Source organism: Segatella copri (genome assembly GCF_003465495.1).
Taxonomy (GTDB): Bacteria; Bacteroidota; Bacteroidia; order Bacteroidales; family Bacteroidaceae; genus Prevotella; species Prevotella copri_G.
In genome coordinates, this window is record NZ_QSAV01000024.1 from 622 (window position 1) to 25199 (window position 24578).

21 protein-coding genes and 3 tRNA genes are annotated in these 24578 nt (G+C 43.6%); 22 read left to right on the plus strand and 2 right to left on the minus strand.

What is annotated here, in order from left to right:
* Positions 1-132 precede the first annotated feature (132 nt).
* Positions 133-1530 carry an undecaprenyl-phosphate glucose phosphotransferase gene (locus DWV53_RS08460; RefSeq protein WP_259318947.1) on the plus strand — a complete coding sequence of 466 codons (1398 nt, stop codon included), beginning with the start codon at positions 133-135 and terminating at the stop codon, positions 1528-1530.
* 393 nt (positions 1531-1923) lie between these two features.
* Here DWV53_RS08460 and DWV53_RS08465 read toward each other — a convergent pair whose 3' ends face one another.
* Complete coding sequence (locus DWV53_RS08465; RefSeq protein ID WP_259318948.1) at positions 1924-2733, minus strand: alpha/beta hydrolase; 810 nt, start codon at positions 2731-2733, stop codon at positions 1924-1926.
* A 264-nt stretch (positions 2734-2997) separates the two neighbouring features.
* On the opposite strand from DWV53_RS08465, the gene sppA reads away from it, so the two are divergent.
* The 6 genes from sppA to DWV53_RS08495 all read left to right on the plus strand — a co-directional run bounded on the left by sppA (position 2998) and on the right by DWV53_RS08495 (position 9575).
* Positions 2998-4782 carry a signal peptide peptidase SppA gene (gene sppA, locus DWV53_RS08470; RefSeq protein ID WP_118152934.1) on the plus strand — a complete coding sequence of 595 codons (1785 nt, stop codon included), beginning with the start codon at positions 2998-3000 and terminating at the stop codon, positions 4780-4782.
* 65 nt (positions 4783-4847) lie between these two features.
* Positions 4848-6023 (plus strand): tetraacyldisaccharide 4'-kinase, encoded by a 1176-nt coding sequence (lpxK, locus tag DWV53_RS08475; protein ID WP_117727747.1) that lies wholly within the window; start codon positions 4848-4850, stop codon positions 6021-6023.
* On the plus strand, positions 5908-6717 hold the full coding sequence (locus DWV53_RS08480; protein WP_082231209.1) for a purine-nucleoside phosphorylase: 810 nt from the start codon (positions 5908-5910) through the stop codon (positions 6715-6717). The genes lpxK and DWV53_RS08480 overlap by 116 nt, the downstream gene beginning before the upstream one ends.
* A gap of 23 nt (positions 6718-6740) precedes the next feature.
* Entirely contained in the window at positions 6741-7853 is a 1113-nt protein-coding gene (gene thiL, locus DWV53_RS08485) for a thiamine-phosphate kinase (protein ID WP_040552461.1), read from the plus strand.
* A gap of 111 nt (positions 7854-7964) precedes the next feature.
* Positions 7965-8037, plus strand: a tRNA-Phe gene (locus DWV53_RS08490).
* 134 nt (positions 8038-8171) lie between these two features.
* Positions 8172-9575, plus strand: coding sequence for a glycoside hydrolase family 28 protein (locus DWV53_RS08495; RefSeq protein WP_118152936.1), 1404 nt, complete (start codon positions 8172-8174; stop codon positions 9573-9575).
* A gap of 27 nt (positions 9576-9602) precedes the next feature.
* On the opposite strand, the gene tsaA is transcribed toward DWV53_RS08495, so the two are convergent.
* Entirely contained in the window at positions 9603-10283 is a 681-nt protein-coding gene (tsaA, locus tag DWV53_RS08500; RefSeq protein WP_006846275.1) for a tRNA (N6-threonylcarbamoyladenosine(37)-N6)-methyltransferase TrmO, read from the minus strand.
* 111 nt (positions 10284-10394) lie between these two features.
* Here tsaA and DWV53_RS08505 point away from each other — a divergent pair, with 111 nt between their 5' ends.
* The 15 genes from DWV53_RS08505 to DWV53_RS08575 all read left to right on the plus strand — a co-directional run bounded on the left by DWV53_RS08505 (position 10395) and on the right by DWV53_RS08575 (position 24574).
* Positions 10395-11270, plus strand: a complete 876-nt coding sequence (locus tag DWV53_RS08505; RefSeq protein WP_022121629.1) for an FAD-dependent thymidylate synthase — start codon at positions 10395-10397, stop codon at positions 11268-11270.
* A 333-nt stretch (positions 11271-11603) separates the two neighbouring features.
* Positions 11604-11688: transfer RNA gene (locus DWV53_RS08510), tRNA-Ser, on the plus strand.
* 181 nt (positions 11689-11869) lie between these two features.
* Complete coding sequence (locus DWV53_RS08515) at positions 11870-12772, plus strand: radical SAM/SPASM domain-containing protein (protein ID WP_259318949.1); 903 nt, start codon at positions 11870-11872, stop codon at positions 12770-12772.
* 8 nt (positions 12773-12780) lie between these two features.
* A complete protein-coding gene (gene thiD / locus DWV53_RS08520; protein ID WP_118152940.1) occupies positions 12781-13602 on the plus strand; it encodes a bifunctional hydroxymethylpyrimidine kinase/phosphomethylpyrimidine kinase in 822 nt (273 codons plus the stop codon).
* A 41-nt stretch (positions 13603-13643) separates the two neighbouring features.
* Positions 13644-14324 (plus strand): thiamine phosphate synthase, encoded by a 681-nt coding sequence (locus DWV53_RS08525; RefSeq protein WP_118152942.1) that lies wholly within the window; start codon positions 13644-13646, stop codon positions 14322-14324.
* Positions 14325-14430: 106 nt separating this feature from the next.
* A complete protein-coding gene (locus DWV53_RS08530; protein ID WP_118152944.1) occupies positions 14431-17004 on the plus strand; it encodes an endonuclease MutS2 in 2574 nt (857 codons plus the stop codon).
* Positions 17005-17196: 192 nt separating this feature from the next.
* Positions 17197-17270: transfer RNA gene (locus DWV53_RS08535), tRNA-Thr, on the plus strand.
* Positions 17271-17477: 207 nt separating this feature from the next.
* Positions 17478-18092, plus strand: coding sequence for a DUF4199 domain-containing protein (locus DWV53_RS08540; protein WP_117691990.1), 615 nt, complete (start codon positions 17478-17480; stop codon positions 18090-18092).
* 35 nt (positions 18093-18127) lie between these two features.
* Positions 18128-19099, plus strand: a complete 972-nt coding sequence (locus DWV53_RS08545) for a glycosyltransferase family 2 protein (RefSeq protein WP_117727737.1) — start codon at positions 18128-18130, stop codon at positions 19097-19099.
* On the plus strand, positions 19087-19566 hold the full coding sequence (locus DWV53_RS08550; protein WP_118152946.1) for a DUF6452 family protein: 480 nt from the start codon (positions 19087-19089) through the stop codon (positions 19564-19566). The genes DWV53_RS08545 and DWV53_RS08550 overlap by 13 nt, the downstream gene beginning before the upstream one ends.
* The gene (locus DWV53_RS08555) at positions 19517-20212 is read left to right on the plus strand and encodes a DUF6048 family protein (RefSeq protein ID WP_367379681.1); all 696 of its coding nucleotides are present in this window, start codon (positions 19517-19519) and stop codon (positions 20210-20212) included. The genes DWV53_RS08550 and DWV53_RS08555 overlap by 50 nt, the downstream gene beginning before the upstream one ends.
* Positions 20213-20233: 21 nt before the next feature.
* Positions 20234-21253, plus strand: a complete 1020-nt coding sequence (locus DWV53_RS08560) for an FAD:protein FMN transferase (RefSeq protein ID WP_118152950.1) — start codon at positions 20234-20236, stop codon at positions 21251-21253.
* A gap of 6 nt (positions 21254-21259) precedes the next feature.
* Positions 21260-21934 (plus strand): Crp/Fnr family transcriptional regulator, encoded by a 675-nt coding sequence (locus DWV53_RS08565; RefSeq protein WP_118152952.1) that lies wholly within the window; start codon positions 21260-21262, stop codon positions 21932-21934.
* 95 nt (positions 21935-22029) lie between these two features.
* A complete protein-coding gene (locus tag DWV53_RS08570) occupies positions 22030-24117 on the plus strand; it encodes a M3 family metallopeptidase (protein WP_118064258.1) in 2088 nt (695 codons plus the stop codon).
* A 4-nt stretch (positions 24118-24121) separates the two neighbouring features.
* The gene (locus DWV53_RS08575) at positions 24122-24574 is read left to right on the plus strand and encodes a deoxycytidylate deaminase (RefSeq protein WP_118152954.1); all 453 of its coding nucleotides are present in this window, start codon (positions 24122-24124) and stop codon (positions 24572-24574) included.
* The last annotated feature ends 4 nt before the right edge of the window (positions 24575-24578 follow it).

Below are 24578 nucleotides of genomic sequence, written 5' to 3' on the forward strand. Positions count from 1 at the left end.
TCATAAGCATTTCTTAATATAAGTTATTGATTTTCAGACGATTAAATATTAATTTAACGCAGTATTGATATAAATAACTAGGAGTATAAAAAACATAAGCAAATGACGAACAAGCATTATAAAGGAAATGAAATGATAAGGAGACTGGTGATAGGTGCCGATTTCGTTATTCTCAACATCGTACTGTTGTTCTATACCCAATATGGTCAAGAACTCATACCCGCGTATTTCGACAAAGCAACAAAGATTACCTTTTTTGTTGCTAATGCAGCCTTGTTCCTAGGCGAATACTTCTATTCCACCATCATTCATGTCAGAAAGATCGGGTTCCTGCAGGTTACAAGGCGTACTTTATATCTGGCTGCAGCAACAACATTCTGTTTCTTTACATTCTCAAGACTACTCGGTCACGGGGGAAAGATGTTCTCCTTCAGCATTATCTTCGGCATAACATTCTATCTGTCTCTCATCATAAGCCGACTCTGCGAGCTCAAATTACTAAAGTATTTCCGCTCTAAGGGCTGCAACTCACGCACCGTCGTCTTTGTAGGTAACGATCCTGCCGTGAGCGAGATGTACAAGACGATGACAGAAGATCCCTCGGCAGGTTATATAGTAAAAGGATATTATGCAGATGAAGACATCACTGATAATCCGGAAGGGTTGAAAAGAATAGGAAACATGAAACAGCTCAAAGAGATTATCTCTTCTACCATGAATGATACCATCAATGGTGAACCTTCCAGTATTGACGAGGTTTTCTGCTGCCTGTCGCATAAAGATCCTGAAATCATCAATATCATGCACTTCTGTGATAAGAATGTGATACACTTCTACTACCTGCCACGTGTGTTTGGTGAGTACAAATTGCATCTTGATGCCCAGAATTTTATGGGAAGGACGGTATATTCAAACCGCATAGAACCCCTAACAAGCATGTCAAACCGCATTATCAAGCGTAGCTTCGACATCGTGGTGAGCGGGCTTGCATGTTTGTGCGTTCTACCATTCATTCCATTCATAGCTCTCATCATCAAGATTCAGAGTCCTGGTCCAATTTTCTTCAAGCAGGCAAGAACGGGTCTGAATGGTGATACCTTCTACTGTCTTAAATTCCGTTCCATGCATGTGAACAAGGATGCAGACAAGGCACAGGCAACAAAGAACGACCCACGTAAATTTGCTTTCGGCAACTTTATGAGAAAGACGAACATAGATGAGTTTCCTCAATTCTTCAATGTTCTTAAGGGAGACATGAGTATTGTGGGGCCGCGCCCTCACATGCTGCATCATACAGAGGTGTATGGAAGCCTGATAGATAAGTATATGGTTCGCCACTTCTCCAAGCCTGGTATCACAGGTTGGGCTCAGGTTACCGGGTTCCGTGGTGAGACCAAGGAGCTCTGGCAGATGGAGGAACGTATCCGCCGTGATATCTGGTATATAGAGAACTGGTCGTTCTGGCTTGATATCAAGATTATCTTCATGACAGCCAAGAGCATTATCTGCCCTGACAAGAATGCTTATTAGGAGTCTATAACTTATTAGAAGTCTATAAAAAGAAAAAAGAGGATGTGCCATAAGATTGGAAAATAGTTGGCGCACAACAGTTGGACACCGCATGCACATCAGCTGTTGTGCATGCGCATATCAGCTGTTATGCAAGCGCACAACAGCTGTTGTGCGACCGGAGATACTAACTGTCTCAACAACATATTCTATCTCTTCCAACAACATATACTAGATATACTAGCTCTTTCAACAACATATACTAGCTCTTCCAACAACATATCCTAGCTTTTCCAACAACATAACCTAGCTCTTCCAACAACATAACCTAGCTCTTCCAGCAACAAGAAGAGGGTGTATCATTAACTTATGACACACCCTCTTTTTAGGTATTCTCTTTACTTATTACTTAGATTACTTAGACGGAAGCCTGTTGAGCCAACAGGTAAGGTCATTCAACATTTGGTCGTGATACGGGAAGCCATGAGCGGCATCGCGGAACCCCCATCCATGTCCGGCAGTCGGATAGATGTGCATGGTACACTCGTTGCCAGCCTTGCTCATGGCAGAATAATAGGCTACGCCATTGGTTACAGGAGGAACAACCTTATCATCAAAAGACATCAGTATGATGGCACGAGGGGTAAGATTAGGACGAACAGCCTTGTCGTTAGACCACTCTTCTACCAGTTTCTTATTGGTATTACGCTCTTCACCCAAGAAATTCACACATGATCCCTTATGAGAGATACGCTCATCCATTGAAATCACCGGATAGAAAAGAATCGAGAAATCAGGTCGCACAGCCGCCTCAGCATGAGTACTGACGGAAGAAGCCAAATGACCACCGGCAGAAAAGCCCATGATACCAACATCTTCCTTGTTTATTCTCCATACTGCAGAACTGTCACGAACGGTACGCATCGCCTGATAGGCATCACTCAACGGAATATTGCGGTTTCCCTTAGGCATACGGTATTTCAAGACAAAGAAAGCGATACCCTGTTTGTTAAAATACTCAGCCCACTGATGTCCCTCATGATCCATTGCAAGATGAGAATACCCACCTCCAGGACAATCTACTACAGCTCTTCCTGAAGGATTCTTAGGAAGATAACAGGTGAGTTCACTCAGACCGTCGCTACTGTTCTTCAATACGAACTTGCGAGCGGTAGATTGAGCTGATGCTGTAATTGCTGTCAGCATCAGAAGAAAAGAAATCATTGTCTTTTTCATTTTTCTGTTTTGTTTTGTTGTTTATATCTTTATTCTGTTTTGCTAAGATAATGCAAAGATAGGCATTTTTTCGTTAACCCTATGTTATTTTTTCTTCTTTTTTTGGTGTTTTTGTTCCAATCGCTTTGATTATTGGTTCTTTTTTGCTATATTTGCAGAAAAATTGCTGTAAACGGCAATCGGAGAAAACATCTCTCTTCTGCCGCTGGCATTTATTTAGAAGTCTCACTTATAAAATATTGACATAGAATAATGAAGGATTTTTTCAAGAACGTGGCAGCCACTATCGTAGGACTGTTTGCCTTCGGGCTGATCATGACCATTCTGGGATTCATCTGTATCATCGGAATGGTGGCATCGAGCAACAGTAAACCGGCACTGAAAGACAATGCGGTGATGGTAATGAAACTACAAGGACAGATTGAAGACCGTACTGAAGACAACTGGCTCGGCGAACTGACAGGCGAGCAGTTTAACAACCTAGGCATGAACAGGATTCTCTCTTCTATCCGCAAGGCAAAGAATGAGGATAAAGTGAAGGGCATCTATCTGGAAACGGGTATCTTGGAGACAGATTATGCCACTTTGCAGGAAATCAGAAATGCACTTGCCGATTTCAAGAAGAGCGGCAAATGGATTATCGCATATGGTGATGCTCTCTCACAGGGTGGATATTATCTGGCTTCGGTTGCCAACAAGGTATATGTAAACCCAGAAGGCAATGTGGACTGGCATGGTATTGCATCGCAGCCACAATATATCAAAGATGTAGCAGCCAAGTTTGGCGTTCACTTTACGGTAGTGAAGGTAGGCAAATACAAAAGCTATACTGAAACATACACCGAAGACAAAATGTCGGATGCCAACAGAGAGCAGGTTTCACGCTATATCAGTGGACTCTGGCTACAGATGTTGGGAGATGTGAGCAAAAGCAGAAACATCAGCAAGGATTCACTGAACCGCTATGCTGACGGGCTGATGGTGTTTGATGATACCAAACTGCTGAAATCCCGAAAGATGGTAGATGGATTCTGCTATTATGATGAAATCAGAGACGTGGTAAAGAAACAGTTAGGACTGAAGGCTGACGAGACCATCAATCAGGTTGACTATAACGACGTAGATATGACTATAGACGACTCGAATCTGATGGGCGAAGAGATTGCCGTATACTACTGTCAGGGGTCCATTGTCAGGATGGAGACTCCTAGCATCTATGATTCAGAGCAACAGATAGTAAGTACAAAGGTCATCAAGGACCTTCAGGAACTTGCAGATAACAGTCAGGTAAAGGCCGTAGTTCTGCGTATCAATTCGGGCGGTGGAGATGCCTATGCTTCGGAACAGATCTGGAGAGCAGTTAAAGAATTAAATAAAAAGAAGCCGGTAGTGGTTTCGATGGGTGGTATGGCAGCATCGGGTGCTTATTATATGAGTATGGGTGCCCAGTATATCATGGCACAACCTACAACATTGACCGGCAGCATCGGTATCTTTGGAGCCCTGCCAGATTTCAGTGACCTGATGACAAAGAAGTTAGGCTTCAAGTATGATGAAGTGAAGACCAACCGCAACAGTACCTATGCCTCTGCAGGCATGTCACGCCCATGGAGTGCAGAAGAGATTGCCACCATGCAAAACTATGTGAACCGTGGATATAGCCTCTTCCGCAATCGTGTGGCTGAGGGCAGAAAAATGAGTACCGAACAGGTTGAGAAGATAGCTCAAGGAAGAGTATGGCTGGGTACAGACGCCAAGAAGATCAAGTTAATTGATGGATTCGGCGGCTTGAGCGACGCCATCGACAAGGCTGCAGAATTGGCTCATCTCAGCAGTTATCAGGCGGTAGAATATCCGGCATTGGCTGGATGGATGGAACAGTTGCTGGATATGGCGGGCGGAAACAAGGGAACCTACCTCGACGAACAGTTGCGTCTGGCATTGGGTGATCTCTACCAGCCATTCATCATGATACGCAATATGAAGGAGAAAGAGCCTATACAGGCTGCACTTCCTTACGTACTGAACATACAATAACATTTATAATAAGGTATGCGTACATTAATATATAGACATACCGAATTAAGAGAAAGGAAACAGACATGAGAACAGAAGGCGATCTTATCAAGATCAACGACTGGCTGCTACCACTGAGTTGGATTTATGGCGGCATGGTCAGATTTCGCAATTGGCTCTTCGATATCGGACTGAAAAAGAGTCAGTCATTCTCAATCCCGATCATTTCTGTGGGTAACATCACGGTGGGCGGATCGGGCAAGACTCCCCATGTGGAGTATCTGATACGCTTGTTGCACGACAAGGTTAAGATAGCTGTGCTATCACGTGGTTACAAAAGAAAGACCAGTGGCTATGTGCTGGCAGATAAAGATACGACAATGTCAGAGATTGGCGATGAACCCTTCCAGATGCACAGCAAGTTTGACGATATCTATGTAGCCGTAGACGCTAAGCGTGTGAGAGGAATCGAAAAGTTGCAGAATGAAGAACCGACCAAGGATGTAGATGTAGTATTACTGGATGATGCCTTTCAGCATCGCTATGTGAAGCCAGGTATCAACATTCTGCTGGTAGATTACCACCGTCTGATCATCTATGACAAGATGTTGCCGGCAGGAAGACTGAGAGAACCTCTAAGCGGTAAGAACCGTGCAGACATTGTGATTATCACTAAATGTCCAAAGGACCTGAAGCCAATGGAATTTCGAGTACTCACCAAGGCTATGGACCTTTACCCTTTCCAGAAGCTCTACTTCACCTGCATCAACTATGATACGCCAAAGGGAGTTTTCGAAGATCAGCAGATAGCCAAGGAGGAGTTGAAAAACTACCATGCTCTGCTGGTTACTGGTATCGCATCGCCTAAGCAGATGGAACACGACCTGAAGCCAATGGTCAAGAGTATGCAGTCGCTGAGTTTCGGTGATCACCATCGCTTCAAGAATAAAGACATCACACGCATCAACGAGGCGTTTGAACAGATGCCAGAACCCCGTCTGATTATCACGACAGAGAAAGATGCCGTGAGACTAAAAGAGACAGAGGGACTCTATGAAATAGTTAAGAAAAGCATATACGAACTGCCTATCAAGGTTAGTTTCATGCTGGAACAAGAAGATAATTTTAACGACAAAATCATTAGCTATGTACGAAAAAATTCAAGAAACAGCATCCTGGCTAAAAGAAAGGATGACAACAAGTCCGAAGACAGCAATCATACTGGGAACCGGTCTCGGACAATTAGCTTCAGAAATAACTGACAGTTATGAATTTCCATATAGTGAAATACCAAACTTCCCAGTATCTACCGTTCAAGGTCATGCAGGCAAACTGATTTTCGGTAAGTTAGGAGGTAAAGATATCATGGCTATGGAAGGAAGATTCCATTACTATGAAGGATATGACATGAAGGCTGTAACCTTCCCAGAACGTGTGATGTACGAGTTGGGCATTGAAACCCTCTTTGTTAGCAACGCTTCGGGCGGTATGAATCCGGAATTCCAGATTGGAGACCTGATGATTATCGATGATCACATCAACTTCTTCCCAGAACATCCATTGCGCGGAAAGAACTTCCCTACCGGTCCACGTTTCCCGGATATGCACGAAGCATACGACAAGAAACTCCGCGACCTTGCCGACGATATCGCTAAGGAGAAGGGAATTGATGCAAAGCATGGTGTATATGTTGGCGTTCAGGGACCTACCTTCGAGACACCGGCAGAGTATCGCATGTATCGTGTATTGGGTGGTGACGCTGTTGGTATGAGTACTGTACCTGAAGTGATTGTTGCCCGCCATTGCGGAATCAAGGTTTTCGGCATCAGCATCATCACCGATCTTGGCGGTTTCGATGTACCTGTAGAAGTCAGTCATGAGGAAGTGCAGATTGCAGCCAATGCCGCACAGCCTAAGATGACAGAGATTATGCGAGAAATCATCCGCAGATCTTAAGTATAAATTATAAACTATTATTTATTTTGGATATCTCAAAGTTAGGTGAATTCGGTCTTATAAACCATCTCACCAAAGGTTATGAAAAGAAAAACGAGTCTACAGTTTATGGTGTAGGCGACGATTGTGCCGTGATGCATTATCCTGACAAGGAGGTGCTCATGACTACAGATATGCTGATGGAGGGCGTACATTTCGACCTTACCTATATTGACATGGTTCACTTGGGTTACAAGAGTGCAATGGTAAACATCAGTGATATCTTTGCTATGAACGGAACCCCACGTCAGATGGTAGTAAGCATAGCATTGAGTAAACGATTCAAAGTAGAAGACATTGATGAATTCTATAAGGGTCTTCGAATGGCATGCGACAAATGGGGAGTAGATATCGTAGGAGGTGATACTACCTCTTCTCTCACCGGTTTAGCCATCAGTATTACTTGTATCGGAGAAGCAGCAAAAGAAGAAATCGTATACCGCAACGGAGCCAAGGAAACAGACCTGATCTGTGTGTCGGGCGACTTGGGCGGTGCCTATATGGGACTTCAACTGCTGGAACGCGAAAAGGCTGTATACTACGGACAGATAGAAGATATCCGAAAGAAGATGGCTGAGGCTAAAGCAAATGGTGATAACGAGAAACTGGCTCTTCTGAACAGAGACTTAGAGAATATGCGCAACTTCCAGCCAGATTTCGCCGGCAAGGAATATCTCTTGGAAAGACAACTGCAGCCTGAGGCACGCGGAGATGTGATAGCACAACTGCGTGAGGCAGGTATCCGTCCTACCGCCATGATGGATGTGAGCGATGGTCTGAGCAGTGAATTGATGCATATCTGCGAACAGAGTCATTGCGGATGCAGAGTATATGAGAAGAACATACCTATCGACTACCAGACAGCCGTGCAGGCAGAAGAATTCAATATGAACCTTACCACCTGTGCTATGAATGGTGGCGAAGATTATGAACTTCTCTTTACCGTACCTATCGGTGACCACGAGAAGATTGAGACTATGGAGGGTGTAAGGCAGATTGGCTACATCACCAAAGAAAATCTGGGCAAGTTCCTCATTACCAGAGACGGACAGGAATTTGAACTGAAAGCACAAGGTTGGAATCCGCTGAAAGATTAATTTCAAGCAAGGGGATATTTAGTTAATAAACATTAAGCAAGAGAAAATATTTCGTTTTCTCTTGCTCAATTAAAATATTTATTGTACCTTTGCAACCGCAAAAAGCAAGATGGTGCCATAGCTCAGTTGGTAGAGCAAAGGACTGAAAATCCTTGTGTCCCCGGTTCGATTCCTGGTGGTACCACTCCTCCTTTCATAAAAGGCGGTTACTAACTGTGGTTAGGGCCGTCTTTTTTTTATATCCATACCTTAAGGTAACAGATATTACAAACAAGACAAAGTATAGAATTTATTAAACAAACTAAACTTAAAAAGCTTATGAAGAAGATTTTAATAGCTTTATTGGTCTGTTTCTCATTTGTGACAGCCAATGCCAAAGATTACAGTAAGTATTATCAGAACTTACCAGTTCAGATGCAGCAACCAACATTGCCTAGCATCCCAGACAATCATGTCAGTATCTTAGAATGTGGCGGTAATGGTGACGGACTCACCATGAATACCCAGGCATTTGCCAAAGCCATCAGCAAACTGAACAAGATGGGCGGCGGTCATCTTAATGTGCCAGCAGGTATCTACCTCACCGGTCTCATCTCACTGAAGGACAATATTGACCTGCATCTGGAAAAGAATGCCATCATCGTTCTTTCAGAAGACAAGAACGACCATTTCAAGATAGACAAGACCACAGGAAAGAAAGAAAGCCGTGCTACTCCAGCCATCAATGCCAGCAAGAGAAAAAATATTTCTATCACAGGCGAGGGCACCATTGACGGAAACGGAGAATGGTGGAGACCGGTAAAGCGCAGTAAGGTTAGTGACGTAGAATGGAAAGAATTCCAGGCTATGGGCGGAACACTGAATGAGAAGGGTGACATCTGGTATCCATTCAATCTGAAACATCAACCTAACGTGGCAGAGAATATGGATACACAGGAGAAAACCCGAACACACATGATCAGATTCACCAGTTGCGAGAATGTACTCGTACAGGGTGTTACACTTCTGAACAGTCCTAAGTTTCACATCATCCCTACCCGATGCAAGAATGTAATTATCGACGGAATCACCGTAAAATGTCCTTGGAATGCCCAGAACGGTGATGCGATTGATATCTCCAGCTGTAAGGATGTACTCATCGTAAACAATGTGATTGATGCTGGTGATGATGGTATCTGCATGAAGGGTGGCGCCGGCGCAGCAGGTGTGGCAGCAGGTCCTTGTGAAAACATCAATATCCAGGACAACACCGTATACCATGCCCATGGAGGTTTTGTTATCGGCAGCGAGTTCTCTGGCGGCATGAAGAATATTGTTGTTCGCAACAATACTTTCCTGGGAACAGATACCGGTTTACGCTTTAAAAGTGCAGTGAAGAGAGGCGGAACATCAGAGAACATCTATATCGACCATATCTACATGACCGATATCAAGGATGCAGCCATCACCTTTGAGACCACCTATTTTGACAACCACGTAGGTGCCAAGAAACAAACCGCTCCTATAAAACAGGAATTCCTGCCAAACTTTCAGGATATCCACATGAGCAACATCTACGTACGAGGTTGCGAAACAGGTATTGAAGCACATGGTGCAGAAGGTATGGTACACGATATCACCATCAAGAACTCCAATATCTTCTACACCAAGGAAGCCAAGAATATCGATGCTGCCTGCAAAATTCTGTTGGAAAACGTACGTTTTGAAAGTTTCGCAAAGTAAATTTTCTACTCAACATATTCAAGAAGTCTACTTGACAACAGTAAGCGTATGATCGCAAACCGTGAAATGAATATCAAGACCCTCATAAGGCATTCCATAGACCTTATGAGGGTCTTTCTGGTAATGCGGACGGGGATCTTGGGCAAGTACCTCTTTCAATATTTCAATCTTTTCTGCATTCAATCCCTGCAGACGCAGATGTCTGTCTACATCTTCAGAAATCTCTACATCAAGTTTCTGCCATTTGCGGTCATCAACAAAACCGCTCCTTGCCCCAGGATGAGAATCGGCATACACCACATACGGCTTGATGTCAAATATCGGTGTCTTGTCCATAAGATCAGCTCCCTTAACATGAATGACAGGACCATGAGGAGTCTCCCATTCGATATGAGAAATTTTTACCGATGAAAGACCTATATTATTGGGACGGAAAGGACTTCGAGTGGCAAAGACACCCACTTTCTCATTGCCTCCCAACACAGGAGGACGAACAACCGGACTGTGCGCTTTGTGCCTATTGGCAGAAAATTCCCAAATCAGCCAAAGATAATCAAAGCCCTCCATGCCACGCAGCGCATCAGGGTTACGAAATTCGGGTTCAAAAACAATCTGTCCTTCCAGTTCTGCTACCAATCCAGCCTGTTTGGGTATACCAAACTTACTACTGAAGGGAGAACGAAAATATGCTATTGGTTTTATCTCCATATTTACTAATTATTACACCTTAATTATATATAAGACGAAAAAAGGCATGAATTATTTTGCCGTATGCACAAAATAATGTACCTTTGCAGACAGAACAAAAAACAAAAAGAAATGAAAATACAAAGACCATCGTATGAAATCTGGTTACAGAAACCAGGTGAGCTCGGTATCTACCAGCAGATAGAACGAGCAGGAAGAGTATGCTATAAAAGTGAGAATAATACCACTGTGAATTCTGCCAAACCTTTCGTGGATCGGATGGTGCAGAGTGAACACTTTGCCATGCTGGAACATGGAACCGTGTATCTGGTATGCAAACATGGAGAGTTGCCGCTTTATACCCACAACAAGTTCTCACGTCTGAAAACTTTAGACGGCAAAGACTATATTACAACCAATCTCCGAGTATTAGCAGAAAACAAGGCGATGGATGATTTGAAATACCTCAGCAACTATGAAGAAGGTAAGCACGAACTCCGTATTACCGTTCATTTTACTACTCAGATTTCCATAACCCGAGAATATAACCGACATCGCGCCAACTCTATGGCAGAACAGAGTACCCGTTACTGCAACTATTCGAAGAATAAGTTTGATAACGAGATTACCATCAACCTGCCTACATGGGTAGAAGCAGAAGGCTTCGATGGTTCACAAGATCCCAGCGACTACCGAATAGAAGATATGTGTGCTGACATTGCAGAAGGAAGAACTGCTGAATGGAGTAAACTCACAACTTGGATATTCGCCAATCAGGCTGCCGAATATGCCTACATGAAACTGATAGAGGCAGGTTGCAAACCACAGGAAGCACGAGCCATCCTACCATTGGACTGCAACACAGAACTGGTTCATACCGCTTTCGTGAGTGACTGGAAACATTTCTTCGACCTTCGCGCATTAGGTACTACCGGTGCACCACATCCTGATGCCAAGATTTTAGCCTTGCCACTGATGGAAGAGTTTAAGCAGAAAGGTTACCTCTAAGGTTTAAAAAATATTAAAGCACCCTTTCAAAATACAGATTTTCTATTCTTTTGACATAACGAATAGATATATTTTGTATTTTTGCAGTGTGTTTTTCATAGTATTAGATTTAAGGTTATCAAGATTGGGGCTACGGCGGTAGCCCTTTTTTATTGTCTTTTTCAGCCTTACCTCTCTATTTTTTGCCGATTTTGCCACTTATTAGCCCCCAAAACGCATTTTTTTGAAGAAAAATGAAAAAAAGTTGGCGAAAAATTTGGTGGAACCAGAAATTAGTAGTACCTTTGCAACCGCTTAAGAAAACCAAGCTATAGTCATCCAGGCTAAAACAATGGAGAGATGGTAGAGTGGTCGATTACAACGGTCTTGAAAACCGTCGTACCGAGAGGTACCGGGGGTTCGAATCCCTCTCTCTCCGCAAGAGCCTTCTGAAAGAAATTTCAGAAGGCTTTTTTTATTTCCGTATTTGTATATTTCCTTCATATTCATTCACTATCCACGACAAGAAGACTTCAAATGCAAAATTATGCTATATTATTTGGTCATATCAAAGAAAACATGTAACTTTGCTAAAAAGTAAGCTATATGCAAGAAAAGACATGACAATGATAGATCGCTGTTACATAGAAATCACTAATACATGTAATCTCAACTGCCACTTCTGTCCAAAACATACAAGGAAGAAAAGACAGTTGAGTGCTGAGGAATTCGACCTGCTCACCGACAAGATACGCGGGAAGGTCTGTTTCCTATATTTCCACATTATGGGCGAACCCCTACTACATCCTCTTCTACCCGAGTTTATCAATATGGCAAGAGAGAAAGGTTTCAAAACCGTACTTACATCCAACGGCACTCTGCTACCCAAAGCTATGGATCTCCTTGACACACTTCCCCACAAAATACAGCTCTCGCTCCACTCACACGAGAGTAATGCCAAGGGAGAGCTTGCCAGTTACATGAACGAGGTGATGACTTTTTCAACCCAAGCCGCAGAGAAAGGAACCTGCATAGTTCTCAGACTTTGGAACCAAGGAGGAAAAGACCGGGAAAATGAAGAAGTAATGGAGCACATCGAAAAATTTGTTTCCAAACCCTGGAAAGAACGACCTGACGGTTACAGACTTGCCAATAATCTCTATCTGGAGTTTGACAGGAAATTCGAATGGCCCAACTTTGATAACCATATCGAAGAAAAGGAAATGATAAAAGAAAATCAGAAATCAGGTATCAGAGAAGAAAAAAGAGAAGTTTTCTGTAAAGCCCTACTCAAACAGATAGGCGTATTGGCAGACGGAACATTGGTACCCTGCTGTTTGGACCACAACGGAGATGTAGCACTTGGGAACCTGCTTGAACAATCGCTGGAAGAAATTCTGGCTTCACCCCGTGCCCAAGCCATGATAGAAGGTTTCAAGCACCATCAAGCCACAGAACATCTCTGTGAGACCTGTGAATCAGCCCTGGTAAGAAACAGTTTTAGAGGAAAAGCAAGAAGTTAATAGGAATTATGAAATATTATACAGCAATGACAATAGCTGGCTCAGACAGTTGCGGAGGAGCCGGCGTACAAGCTGACATCAAGACAATGTCAGCACTAGGCGTATATGCCGCATCGGCCATTACAGCCATTACCGTACAGAACACCCTGGGAGTTTATGCCATCCAAGACATCAACCCCGAAATCGTAAAGGGCCAGATAGAAGCTGTGATGGACGACATCCACCCAGATGCCATCAAAGTAGGTATGGTTAACGACCGTGCCACCATCCAGGCAATCGCAGAAACCCTGAAAAGATACCAAGGAGAATATCAGCATCTCATCATTGACCCAGTGATGGTTTCCACCAGTGGTTGCAGACTCATGCAGGAGGATGCTCTCAGCATTTTCATACAGGAGTTATTACCACTAGCTACCCTGCTAACACCTAACATCCCGGAAGCAGAGATACTGGCAGGTATGAAGATACAGAATAAGGAAGACATCCAGAACGCAGCTTTAGCCATCAGTAAGTTAGGCTGTAAATATGTACTCATCAAAGGCGGCCATTTCCAGGGAGCAGAAAAGATTGATTACCTCTTCGAAGACGGAAAACCTATTACCAGTTATCGAGGCCTTAGCGTAAACACACGCAATACCCACGGTACAGGTTGTACCCTTTCCTCAGCCATCACTTCTTACCTGGCAAGAGAAATGGATATGAATACAGCTATCGCCATGGCAAAAACCTATCTTTCAGGCGCAATTCTGGCAGGAAAAGATGTACAGATAGGAAAAGGTCATGGTCCGGTGAATCATTTCTATGAACCCAAGGCACTGTTTATCAAATAACAGCCAACACCTTTATATAAACAAATAAAGTCACGACGAATATGAAATGGATAGTAATCACTCTGCCCGATTTTATAGAGAATGAATCAACCTATATCAACCAACTCTTTAAAGCAGGTATAGACCTGCTACATCTGCGCAAACCAGAATCAAATATAGAGGAGTGTAAGCGACTGATACAGGAAATCGACAAGAAATGGCATAAAAAGATCGTAGTACACGATCACTTCGAACTTTGTCAGGAATTTCATCTTCATGGTATTCATCTTAACAGAAGAAACCACGAGATTCCAGAAGGCTTTCAAGGAAGCATCTCACAATCCTGCCATAGTTTTAAGGAAGTAGAACAAGCTCTACAGACTATATCACCCAAGAACAAAGACGAAAAGAGCGCGATTCTCAAACCTGCCTGCCATTATGTTTTCCTCAGTCCAATCTTTGACAGCATTTCAAAGAAAGGCTACAAACATTCCTTCTCTAACAAAGACTTAGAGGAAGCAGGCATCAATGGAATCATCAATGAGCGAGTAGTCGCATTAGGAGGTGTCACCCCTGAATATATTCCACAATTGAGAGCATGGAACTTTGGCGGAGCTGCATTCTTAGGTGACATCTGGAACAGAAGAACTGATGCAAAATGGACGGAATATCTTGCCGTAATTAAGCAGAAACTTGCCCCCGGAAATGCCCAGAATACGCTTAACTGTTCAAACATTTGGTAGAGGGAAATACACTACTTTCTAATAAGACAGGCCGAATCTCAACAATAAAAATAAAAAAATGCTTTTTTATTTTGTATTGTCTTCGATTTGCACTACCTTTGCACCCATGATATATCCAGATAATTTTGAAAATAAGATAGGATTCAATGAAATCCGCAAGATGCTGCGCGAAAGATGCCTCTCTCCACTCGGAAAGGAACAGGTAGACAAGATGGCATTCAGCAGCGATGCAGAACAAGTTAACGAACGGCTCATGCAGGTGCGTGAGTTCCGCAGACTGATGGAGGAAGTAGAAGACTTTCCCCTACAATATTTCTATGATGTAAGGGAGAGCATCCTCCGTATCCGTGTTGAAAACAGTCACCTGGAAGAGGACGAGCTGTTTGACTTGCGACGTTCACTATCTACCATAGCAGATATGGTGAAAATATTGAATCACAGCGATGACGATGACGAGCCGGAAGACGGATGGAAAAGAGAGAAAAAATATCCCTACCCAGCCCTACATCGCCTTTCACAGGATGTAGTTACTTTTCCACAACTGATTCAGCGCATCGACCAGATACTTGACAAATTCGGCAAGATAAGAGATAATGCAACCCCTGAACTTCTTCAGATTCGCAGAGAACTGGCAAAGACAGAGGGCAGCATCTCGCGTACCTTATATAGTATATTGCGCTCGGCACAAAGTGAAGGCATCGTAGAAAAAGATGTTACCCCTACCCTGCGTGATGGCAGACTGGTTATTCCCGTCATCCCTACTCTGAAGCGTAAAATCAAAGGTATCGTACACGATGAGAGTGCCACAGGTAAAACAGTCTTCATAGAACCTACCGAGGTGGTAGAGGCAAACAACCGTGTACGTGAACTGGAGGGTGAAGAGAGAAAGGAAATCATTCGCATCCTCACCGACTTTACCAACAAGGTACGCCCATACTCCAAAGAAATTCTGGACAGTTACCGTTTTCTTGCCATCATTGACCTGATACAAGCCAAGCAAAAACTGGCAGAAATCTTCAAAGCCATAGAACCCGAGGTAGAAGACCACCCACACATAGACTGGACCCGTGCGATACACCCATTATTGCAGCTATCTCTACAGAAAAAAAACGAGAAAGTAGTTCCGTTGGATATCATGCTTACACAGGACAAACGCATTCTTATCATCTCCGGTCCAAATGCAGGCGGCAAATCTGTCTGTCTGAAAACCGTCGGATTATTACAGTATATGCTGCAATGCGGTTTGAGCATCCCTGTAAGTGAGCGTTCAAAGACAGGTGTTTTCCAGAACATCATGATTGATATAGGTGACGAACAGAGTCTGGAGAACGACTTGAGTACCTACTCATCTCATCTTCTGAACATGAAGAATATGATGAAGGCAGCCAATGGCGAGACCATCATTCTGATAGATGAGTTTGGTACAGGTACAGAGCCAGGCATAGGTGGTGCTATCGCCGAAGCTGTACTCGACAAGTTCTGCAAGCAGCAAGCTTATGGTGTGATTACCACCCACTATCAGAACCTGAAGCATTTTGCCGACAGCCATGAAGGAGTGGTTAACGGCGCCATGCTCTACGACCGCCATGAGATGAAAGCCCTCTTCCAATTAGCTATCGGCAGACCAGGTTCTTCTTTCGCTATCGAAATTGCAAGAAAGATAGGATTACCCGAAGAAGTAATCAAGGAAGCATCAGATATCGTTGGTTCTGAATACATTCAAAGCGACAAGTATCTTCAGGATATAGTTCGTGACAAGCGATATTGGGAAAACAAACGCCAGAATATCCATCAGCGTGAAAAAGACATGGAGAAAACAATCTCCAAGTACGAAAACGACATAGAGGATATTGAGCGAAGCAGAAAGGCTATTCTCAAAAAGGCAAAAGAAGAAGCCGCAGAACTTCTGAAAGAAAGTAACAAGAGAATCGAAAACGCCATCCGGGAAATCAAAGAAAGCCAGGCTGAAAAAGAAGAAACCCGCCGTATCCGTCAGGAACTTGATACCTTCAAGCAAGAGGTTCAGGAAATTGATACCAAGGAGACCGATGACAAAATTGCCCGCAAGATAGCCCAGATTCAACAACGCAAAGAGCGCCATGCCAAGCGCCAGGCTGAAAAGAAAGAGAATCAGGAAAAGGCTGCAGCAGCACTGAGGAATGCACAGAACAAGACTCAAGCAGATAGTAAACGTGATATTCAGATTGGCGATACGGTGCGCATCAAGGGACTGACTACTGTCGGAAAGATAGAAAACATTACTGGAGATACAGCAACTGCCGTATTTGGAGGAATGAGAACCAAGATGCGCCTGAACCGTCTGGAGCATGCCACAACTCCTGTTGAAAATGCAGACAAGACAGAAGAGCGCAAGGAAAATCTGGCTTCATACGGTATCAGTAAGGAAACCAGAAAGACCATTGACTCTCATAAATCCAACTTCCACCAGGATCTGGACGTTCGCGGAATGCGAGGCGATGAAGCACTTAATGCGGTACAATACTTCATCGATGATGCTATCCTGGTAGGAATGCCACGAGTCAGAATCCTTCACGGAAAGGGAAATGGCATCCTAAGACAGCTCATTCGCCAATATCTGAGTAGTGTGCCTAATGTGACCCATTATGCAGATGAACACGTACAATTTGGCGGATCAGGCATTACGGTAGTTGATTTTTAGCAAACAAACGTTAAACAACTGAAGTTTTTCGGCAAAACATTTGGCGGGTTCAAAGAAAAACCGTACCTTTGCACCCGCTTAAAAATTGAGACGGACAAGTCTCATACGACCAGCTCCCTCGGAATCCCCCAGGATGGGAACATAGCAAGGGTACTTGGTTGTAGCGGTGCGATATGAATCGCTTGTCCACCCGCCTCTTTAGCTCAGTTGGCCAGAGCACGTGATTTGTAATCTCGGGGTCGTTGGTTCGAATCCGACAAGAGGCTCAAAAAGGAATCTTCTTTTAGAAGGTTCCTTTTTTTATTTACATACATTTTACTTCTATATTTCATAACATTACAGTTGAAACCTCAATTTTACGAGGTTCTATCTTTAATTATATATAAATATTATCACCCTTTACACCTTATATAATAAAAAAGTTGTATTTTTGCAAATTGATATGTTACATCCGTAGAAATACAATAAAAACAATGAATACAGAAAATAACGAGAATCAGGAAGAAAAGAAGACAAGCCAGCAAATGCATAAGGTTAAAACGATTATCATCGACACAGGCAAGATAAGACAAACCAAAGCATTCGCCCGGCAAGATGGTGCCATCCTCGGAGCTGTCTGGATTGTCAGTTTCGTATGTACCATGCTGGCAGTAGACCCGCAATACCAGATGCTGGGATTCATTTCCAACATTCTCATCATAGCAACCCCATTTGTTGTGGCCAAGCGACTGAAGGCATTCCGTGACTATGCAAGAGACGGACATATCTCTTTCCGTCATGCATTCTACTATTGCATCCAGACATTCTTCAATGCAACCCTTCTGCTTACCCTTGTGCAATATCTTTGGTTCCGTTTTATGGATACGGGTCTATTCATGAACCAACTGCAAACCAACTATCAGATTGTAGCACAAGCGTATCAGTTAACTGCAGAGGAATCTAAAACCCTTCTTGATGCCGTCAGTATGATGAAACCGATAGCCTGGGCTTCCATGTTTATGATTACCGACCTGGTAGCAGGTGCTGTACTCAGTCCGATTATTGCTGCTGTAATGGCAAAGAAGGATAAACAACAGCATACAAAATAACAATAAATAAGAAACAAACAGATAAATACAAGATAATGGATATTTCAGTAATAATTCCTCTTTTCAATGAGGAAGAGTCGTTACCAGAGCTCTTCGCCTGGATAAAGCGAGTAATGGACTCAAACGATTTTACTTATGAAGTCATCTTTGTGAACGACGGTTCTACCGACCGTTCATGGAACGTCATAGAAGAACTTGCTGAGAAGAACGAGCAAGTAAAGGGTATCAAATTCCGCAGAAACTATGGAAAGAGTCCAGCACTCTTCTGTGGTTTCAAAGAAGCGCAGGGCGATGTTGTCATCACTATGGATGCCGATCTGCAGGATTCTCCAGACGAGATTCCGGGGCTCTACCAGATGATTAAGAAAGAGGGATACGACCTCGTGTCAGGTTACAAGCAGAACCGTAAAGAAGGAGACCCTCTGAGCAAGACCATCCCTACCAAACTCTTCAATGCTACTGCACGCAAAGTAAGCGGCATACACAATCTGCACGACTTCAACTGCGGTCTGAAAGCTTATCGCCTCGACGTAGTTAAGAATATCGAGGTATATGGTGAGATGCACCGTTATATCCCATATCTAGCCAAGAATGCAGGTTTTGCCAAGATAGGCGAAAAGCCTGTTCATCATCAGGCAAGAAAGTTCGGCAAATCAAAGTTTATGGGATGGAATCGCTTTGTAAATGGTTATCTTGACTTGATGACTCTCTGGTTCCTGAGCAATTTTGGCAAAAAGCCAATGCACGTATTCGGATTCCTGGGCAGCGTTGTATTCTTCATAGCCTTCCTATCGCTCATCGGCTTAGGTATAGACAAGGTCATCGACCTGCACAACGGCATCTACGGACATCTCATTACCGATTCACCTTACTTCTTCATTGCTCTTGTAGCGATGGTTTTGGGTAGCCAGCTGTTCCTTGCCGGATTCCTGGGCGACCTTATCAGCCGCCAGAACCCAAACCGTAACGATTATCAAATAGAAAAAGAAATAAGATGCGGAAAATAATACCTTTCGTCGTTTTCATGGTTCTGGCCATGATGGGATGTACATCTCTCGACTGCCCACTCAACAATACCGTATATACCAAATACAAGTTGATGGGCGACAACAAGACGCTAAAAGACACGCTAACGATTTCTACGAAAAAGATAGCAGGAACAGATAGTGTGCTGATCAATAAGGATGTAAACGTAGACAGTTTCAGTCTGCCTATGAGTTACAGCCTGGATGAAGACGTATTGTTTTTCGAGATACATACCCTATCAAAGCAAGTATTCAAGGACACCGTGACTGTATCAAAGGAAAACCGCTCTCATTTTGAGTCGGTAGACTGCAGTCCATCGTTCTTCCATACGATAACCGATGTAAAGACTACTCACAATTATATTGACTCAATAGTCATCAATCAAAAAGAGGTAAATTATGATGCATCCAAAGCACATTTCTACATATATTTTGGCAGCCGCAACTAGTATGCTATCCCTATTTGCTGTTCTCCCCTGTCATGCCCAAAGCAAGAAGAAGATCATAGAGCAGCAGCCTGATACCATACCTTTTTTTAGAGGTATGGCTGTGGGAGTTGACCTGATAGGTCCCGTACAGTTGATGGTTAGCGACTATGGGCAGTACGAAGCATCTCTCCGTATCAATCTGAAAGACAAGTATTATCCTGTTTTCGAATTGGGTTATGGAAAGGCAGATGCCAGCGATGAGGCAACCCAAATCACCTACAAGACCAGCGCTCCCTATTTCAGATTAGGTATAGACTGGAATCTTCTGAAGAACAAACACGACGACTACCGTCTGTTTGGCGGTTTCCGTTATGCCTGCACCTATTATGAATATGACCTGAGCGCCCCACCCGTTACAGACCCAGTATGGGGCGGCGAAACGCCCTATGGCGGAAATGGCATTTCCTGCAACTATCATTGGCTGGAAGGCGTAATAGGTATTGATGCCAAAATCTGGGGTCCCGTCCGTATGGGTTGGAGTTTCAGATACAAACGCCGCCTCTTCAAGAACGATGGAGAATTAGGCAACACCTGGTATGTGCCAGGCTACGGTAAGCAGGGAGGTTCACGCCTTGGCGGAACATTCAATGTAACCCTAGAGATTTAAAGACTTCATAATGTGTAAAGAATGAATAAAAAGAAACTTATCTGGCAAATTCCATTTCTGTTGATACTTATCGTTGGTACCATCGTTATCATACGTCAGCAGCATAATACGCCCTATCAGAAAGATACCGGCTTTATCTTTGGCACCATCTATCACATTACCTATCAGAGTGATACCAACTACCAGCAAGAGATAGAAACAGAACTCAAGAAGGTAGACCAATCCTTGTCTCCTTTCAATAAGACCTCTGTCATCACACAGGTAAACCAAGGTAAAGATATTGAGGTAGACGAAATGTTTACCGAAGTATTCCGCATGGCAGAAAGCATCTCAAAAGAAACCAATGGAGCCTTTGATATCACGGTTGCCCCAATGGTAAACCTCTGGGGCTTTGGATTCAAGCAGGGGGTACCTCCTACGAAAGCCAAGATAGACAGTATCAAAACGCTGGTAGGTTATGAGAAAGTAGCCCTGGAAAAGGGACGCATCATCAAGCAAAATCCTAAGATCATGCTTGACTGTTCTGCTATCGCCAAAGGATATGGCAGCGACATTGTTGCCAGATTCCTGAAAAAGAAAGGTATCAGCAACTTTATGGTTGAGATTGGTGGAGAAATCGTAGTAAACGGTGTTAGCGAGAAACAAGTGCCTTGGCATATTGGTATCAACAAGCCAACTGACGATTCTACCAATACGAGTCAGGAAATTCAGGATGTACTTGATATTACCGACATAGCCATGGCTACGAGTGGTAACTACAGAAACTTCTATTATAAAAACGGCAAGAAGTATGCACATACCATAGACCCAAAAACAGGCTATCCTGTACAGCATAACATCTTATCTGCAACGGTTTTAGCCAAGAACTGTGCTACAGCCGATGCCTATGCTACCTCGTTTATGGTAATGGGAATGGAGGGCGCAAAACAGATTCTGAAAAAGCATCCGGACCTCTGTGCATATCTCATCTATGCTGACGAGAAAGGACAAAACAAGATATGGTATTCACCTTCTCTCAAAAACAAGATATTAAATAAATAAACTTACATGTCAACCAATAGACTATACGACAGTTTATTATCACTCCCATTATTCCTGGGAATGACTTGCTATGACTTCCAAAATGTAGCTGGTAAAACCCGTTTTGACTTTCAAAAACTGGAAGCGGGTGAAACTATAGTTGAAGAAGGCACCAGTTGTACACGTCTATATTATTTAATCAGTGGAGACATTAAGGTGATAACCCAGGCAGATGACTACGGCTATCAGGTAGAAGAAGACATTTCGGCACCGGAATCATTCCAGCTGGAACGACTTTTCGGTCTTACCCAGCGCTTCACCCACACTTATGTGGCAAAGAACAGCTGCAGCATCATGTCAGTCAGCAAGCAAGAGATCATGAAGTTATCCGATGAATATGAAATATTCCGCATCAATCTTCTGAACTTGGTCTGCACCCAATCCCAAAAGAACAACCGCAGACTGTTCAGAGTTCCTGCCAAGACACTGAGTGAGCGTCTGATCCGTTTCTTCGAGAGCCACAGCGTCCGCCCGGCAGGCGAGAAAATCTTTCATATCAAGATGACCCGTTTGGCAGAAGAGATGAATGTAAAACGTATCTATGTATCCAAGGCCCTCAACGAACTACAGGCAGAAGGACTTATCCAGCTAGAACGAGGCAGAATCTATATCCCAGCACTGGAAAATCTCATCAAACGCTAAAGAAAGTATAACGACCGATAAATATAAGTTAAAAACGTTTATTATCAAGGCAATAAAGCATTTTTTTGCTAACTTTGCAGCTAAAAAGTAACAATATGCAAGACAATACAATACAAAATAGAACCAACCCATTCTTCGTGCCTTACAATACACCGCACGATACAGTACCATTCGAACGAATCCGTCTCGAAGATTATGAACCAGCATTCATGGAGGGAATCCGCCGTGATGACGAGGCTACAGACAAGATCGTAAACGATCCGGCAGAACCAACCTTTGAGAATACCATTGCAAGAGTTGATACCGAAAAGGGCGAACACTATTACGATCTCTTAAGCCGTGTATCTAACGTTTTCTCATGCATGATGAGTGCTGAAACCTGCGATGAGATGGAAGAGATTGCGCAGAAGATGAGTCCGATTCTCACCAAGCACGCAAATGACATCACGCTGAACAAGAAACTCTTCGAGCGCATCAAGTTCGTTCACGATCATCCAAACAGAGAACTGACTCCTGAAGAGAAGATGCTTCTGGACACCAGCTATGACGGATTCGTACGCAGCGGTGCGCTTTTAGATGAAGAAGGCAAAGAGAAACTTCGCGAACTTACAGAAGAAGCCAGTATGCTCACTCTGCAGTTCTCACAGAATCTCTTAAAAGAAAACAAGGCATTTACGCTCCATATCACAGACGAAGCTCAGCTTGACGGACTTCCAGAAACAGCAAAAGCTGCCGCTGCGCATACCGCCAAAGAGCAGGAAAAAGAAGGCTGGATCTTCACACTCGATTATCCAAGTTATTCTCCTTTCATGACCTACTCTACCCAGCGTGAGCTCCGCAAACAGATGTATATGGCACGCAATACGGTATGTACCCATGATAACGAGCAGAACAATCTGGAAATCTGCAAACGACTGGTAAACCTGCGCAGAGAACTCGCTCAGTTGCTCGGTTTCGAAACCTATGCCGACTATGTTCTTCGCCACCGTATGGCAAGCAATACAGAACATGTATATAAACTTCTCAACGACCTGATAGAGGCTTATAAGCCAACGGCAGAAAAGGAAGTGAAAGAAGTGGAAGCCCTTGCCAAGAAGCTGGAGGGTAAAGATTTCGAAATGAAGCCATGGGATTTCGGCTTCTATTCTCATAAACTCCAGATGGAGAAATATAATCTCGATGCAGAAATGCTTCGCCCTTATTTCCAGCTGGACAAAGTGATAGACGGTGTGTTCGGACTCGCCAACAAGCTGTATGGCATCACCTTTAAGGAGAACAAAGAGATACCGGTATACCACCCAGACGTCAAGGCATACGAGGTATTTGATAAAGACGGAAGCTATCTGGCTGTATTCTATGCCGACTTCTTCCCTCGCAAGGGCAAGCAAGGAGGTGCCTGGATGACAGAGTTCCAGGGACAGTGGATAGACCATAAGGGCAACAACATACGTCCTCACGTAAGTGTGGTAATGAACTTTACCAAGCCAACAGAAGAAAAGCCTGCTCTCTTGACATTAGGAGAAGTAGAAACCTTCCTCCATGAGTTTGGTCACAGTCTTCACGGCATGTTTGCCAATACCCGCTTCGAGAGTCTTTCGGGAACCAACGTATGGTGGGACTTCGTAGAATTGCCATCACAATTTATGGAGAATTATGCAATAGAGAAAGATTTTCTCCGTACATTTGCCTTCCACTATCAGACAGGTGAACCATTGCCAGATGAACTCATAGAGCGCATCGTGAAGAGTCGCAACTTCATGACAGCCTACGGTTGCTTGCGCCAGGTAAGTTTCGGATTGCTTGACATGGCATACTACACCCAAAAGAAAGAATTTACTGCCGACATCATGCCTTATGAAAGGGAAGCCTGGAAAAAGGCGATGATATTGCCACAGTTGCAGGAAACCTGTATGACCGTACAGTTCTCCCACATCATGGCAGGAGGTTATGCCGCAGGATATTATAGCTACAAATGGGCAGAAGTATTGGATGCTGATGCTTTCAGTGTATTCAAGAAGAATGGAATCTTCGACCAGAAGACTGCTCAAAGTTTCCGTGACAACGTACTCTCTAAGGGTGGAACAGAGCATCCTATGGTTCTCTACAAACGGTTCCGTGGACAAGAGCCAACCATCGATGCACTGCTGGAACGTAACGAAATCAAGGTACAACATAAAGGATAAGAGGATGGCAAACGAACTTTCCAAACAAACCAAGCTCGACCTTCGCTATTTGCGAATGGCACGTATATGGGCTGAAAACAGCTATTGCAAACGCCGACAGGTAGGTGCACTGGTTGTAAAAGATAAAATGATTATCAGTGATGGCTACAACGGTACACCGAGCGGATTTGAAAATGTCTGTGAGGATAACAACGTAACCAAGCCATACGTTCTCCATGCGGAGGCTAATGCTATTACGAAATTGGCCCGCAGCAGCAATAACAGTGAGGGAAGTACGCTTTACGTCACCGCCTCTCCATGTATAGAATGTGCCAAACTGATCATACAGTCGGGCATAAAACGTGTTGTATATGCAGAGAAATACCGTCTGGACGATGGTATCAAACTGATGCAACGAGCAGGAATCAAGGTAGAATACCTCAATCCTGAAGAAAAGACATCTTCTGTAGAAGATTAGAGAT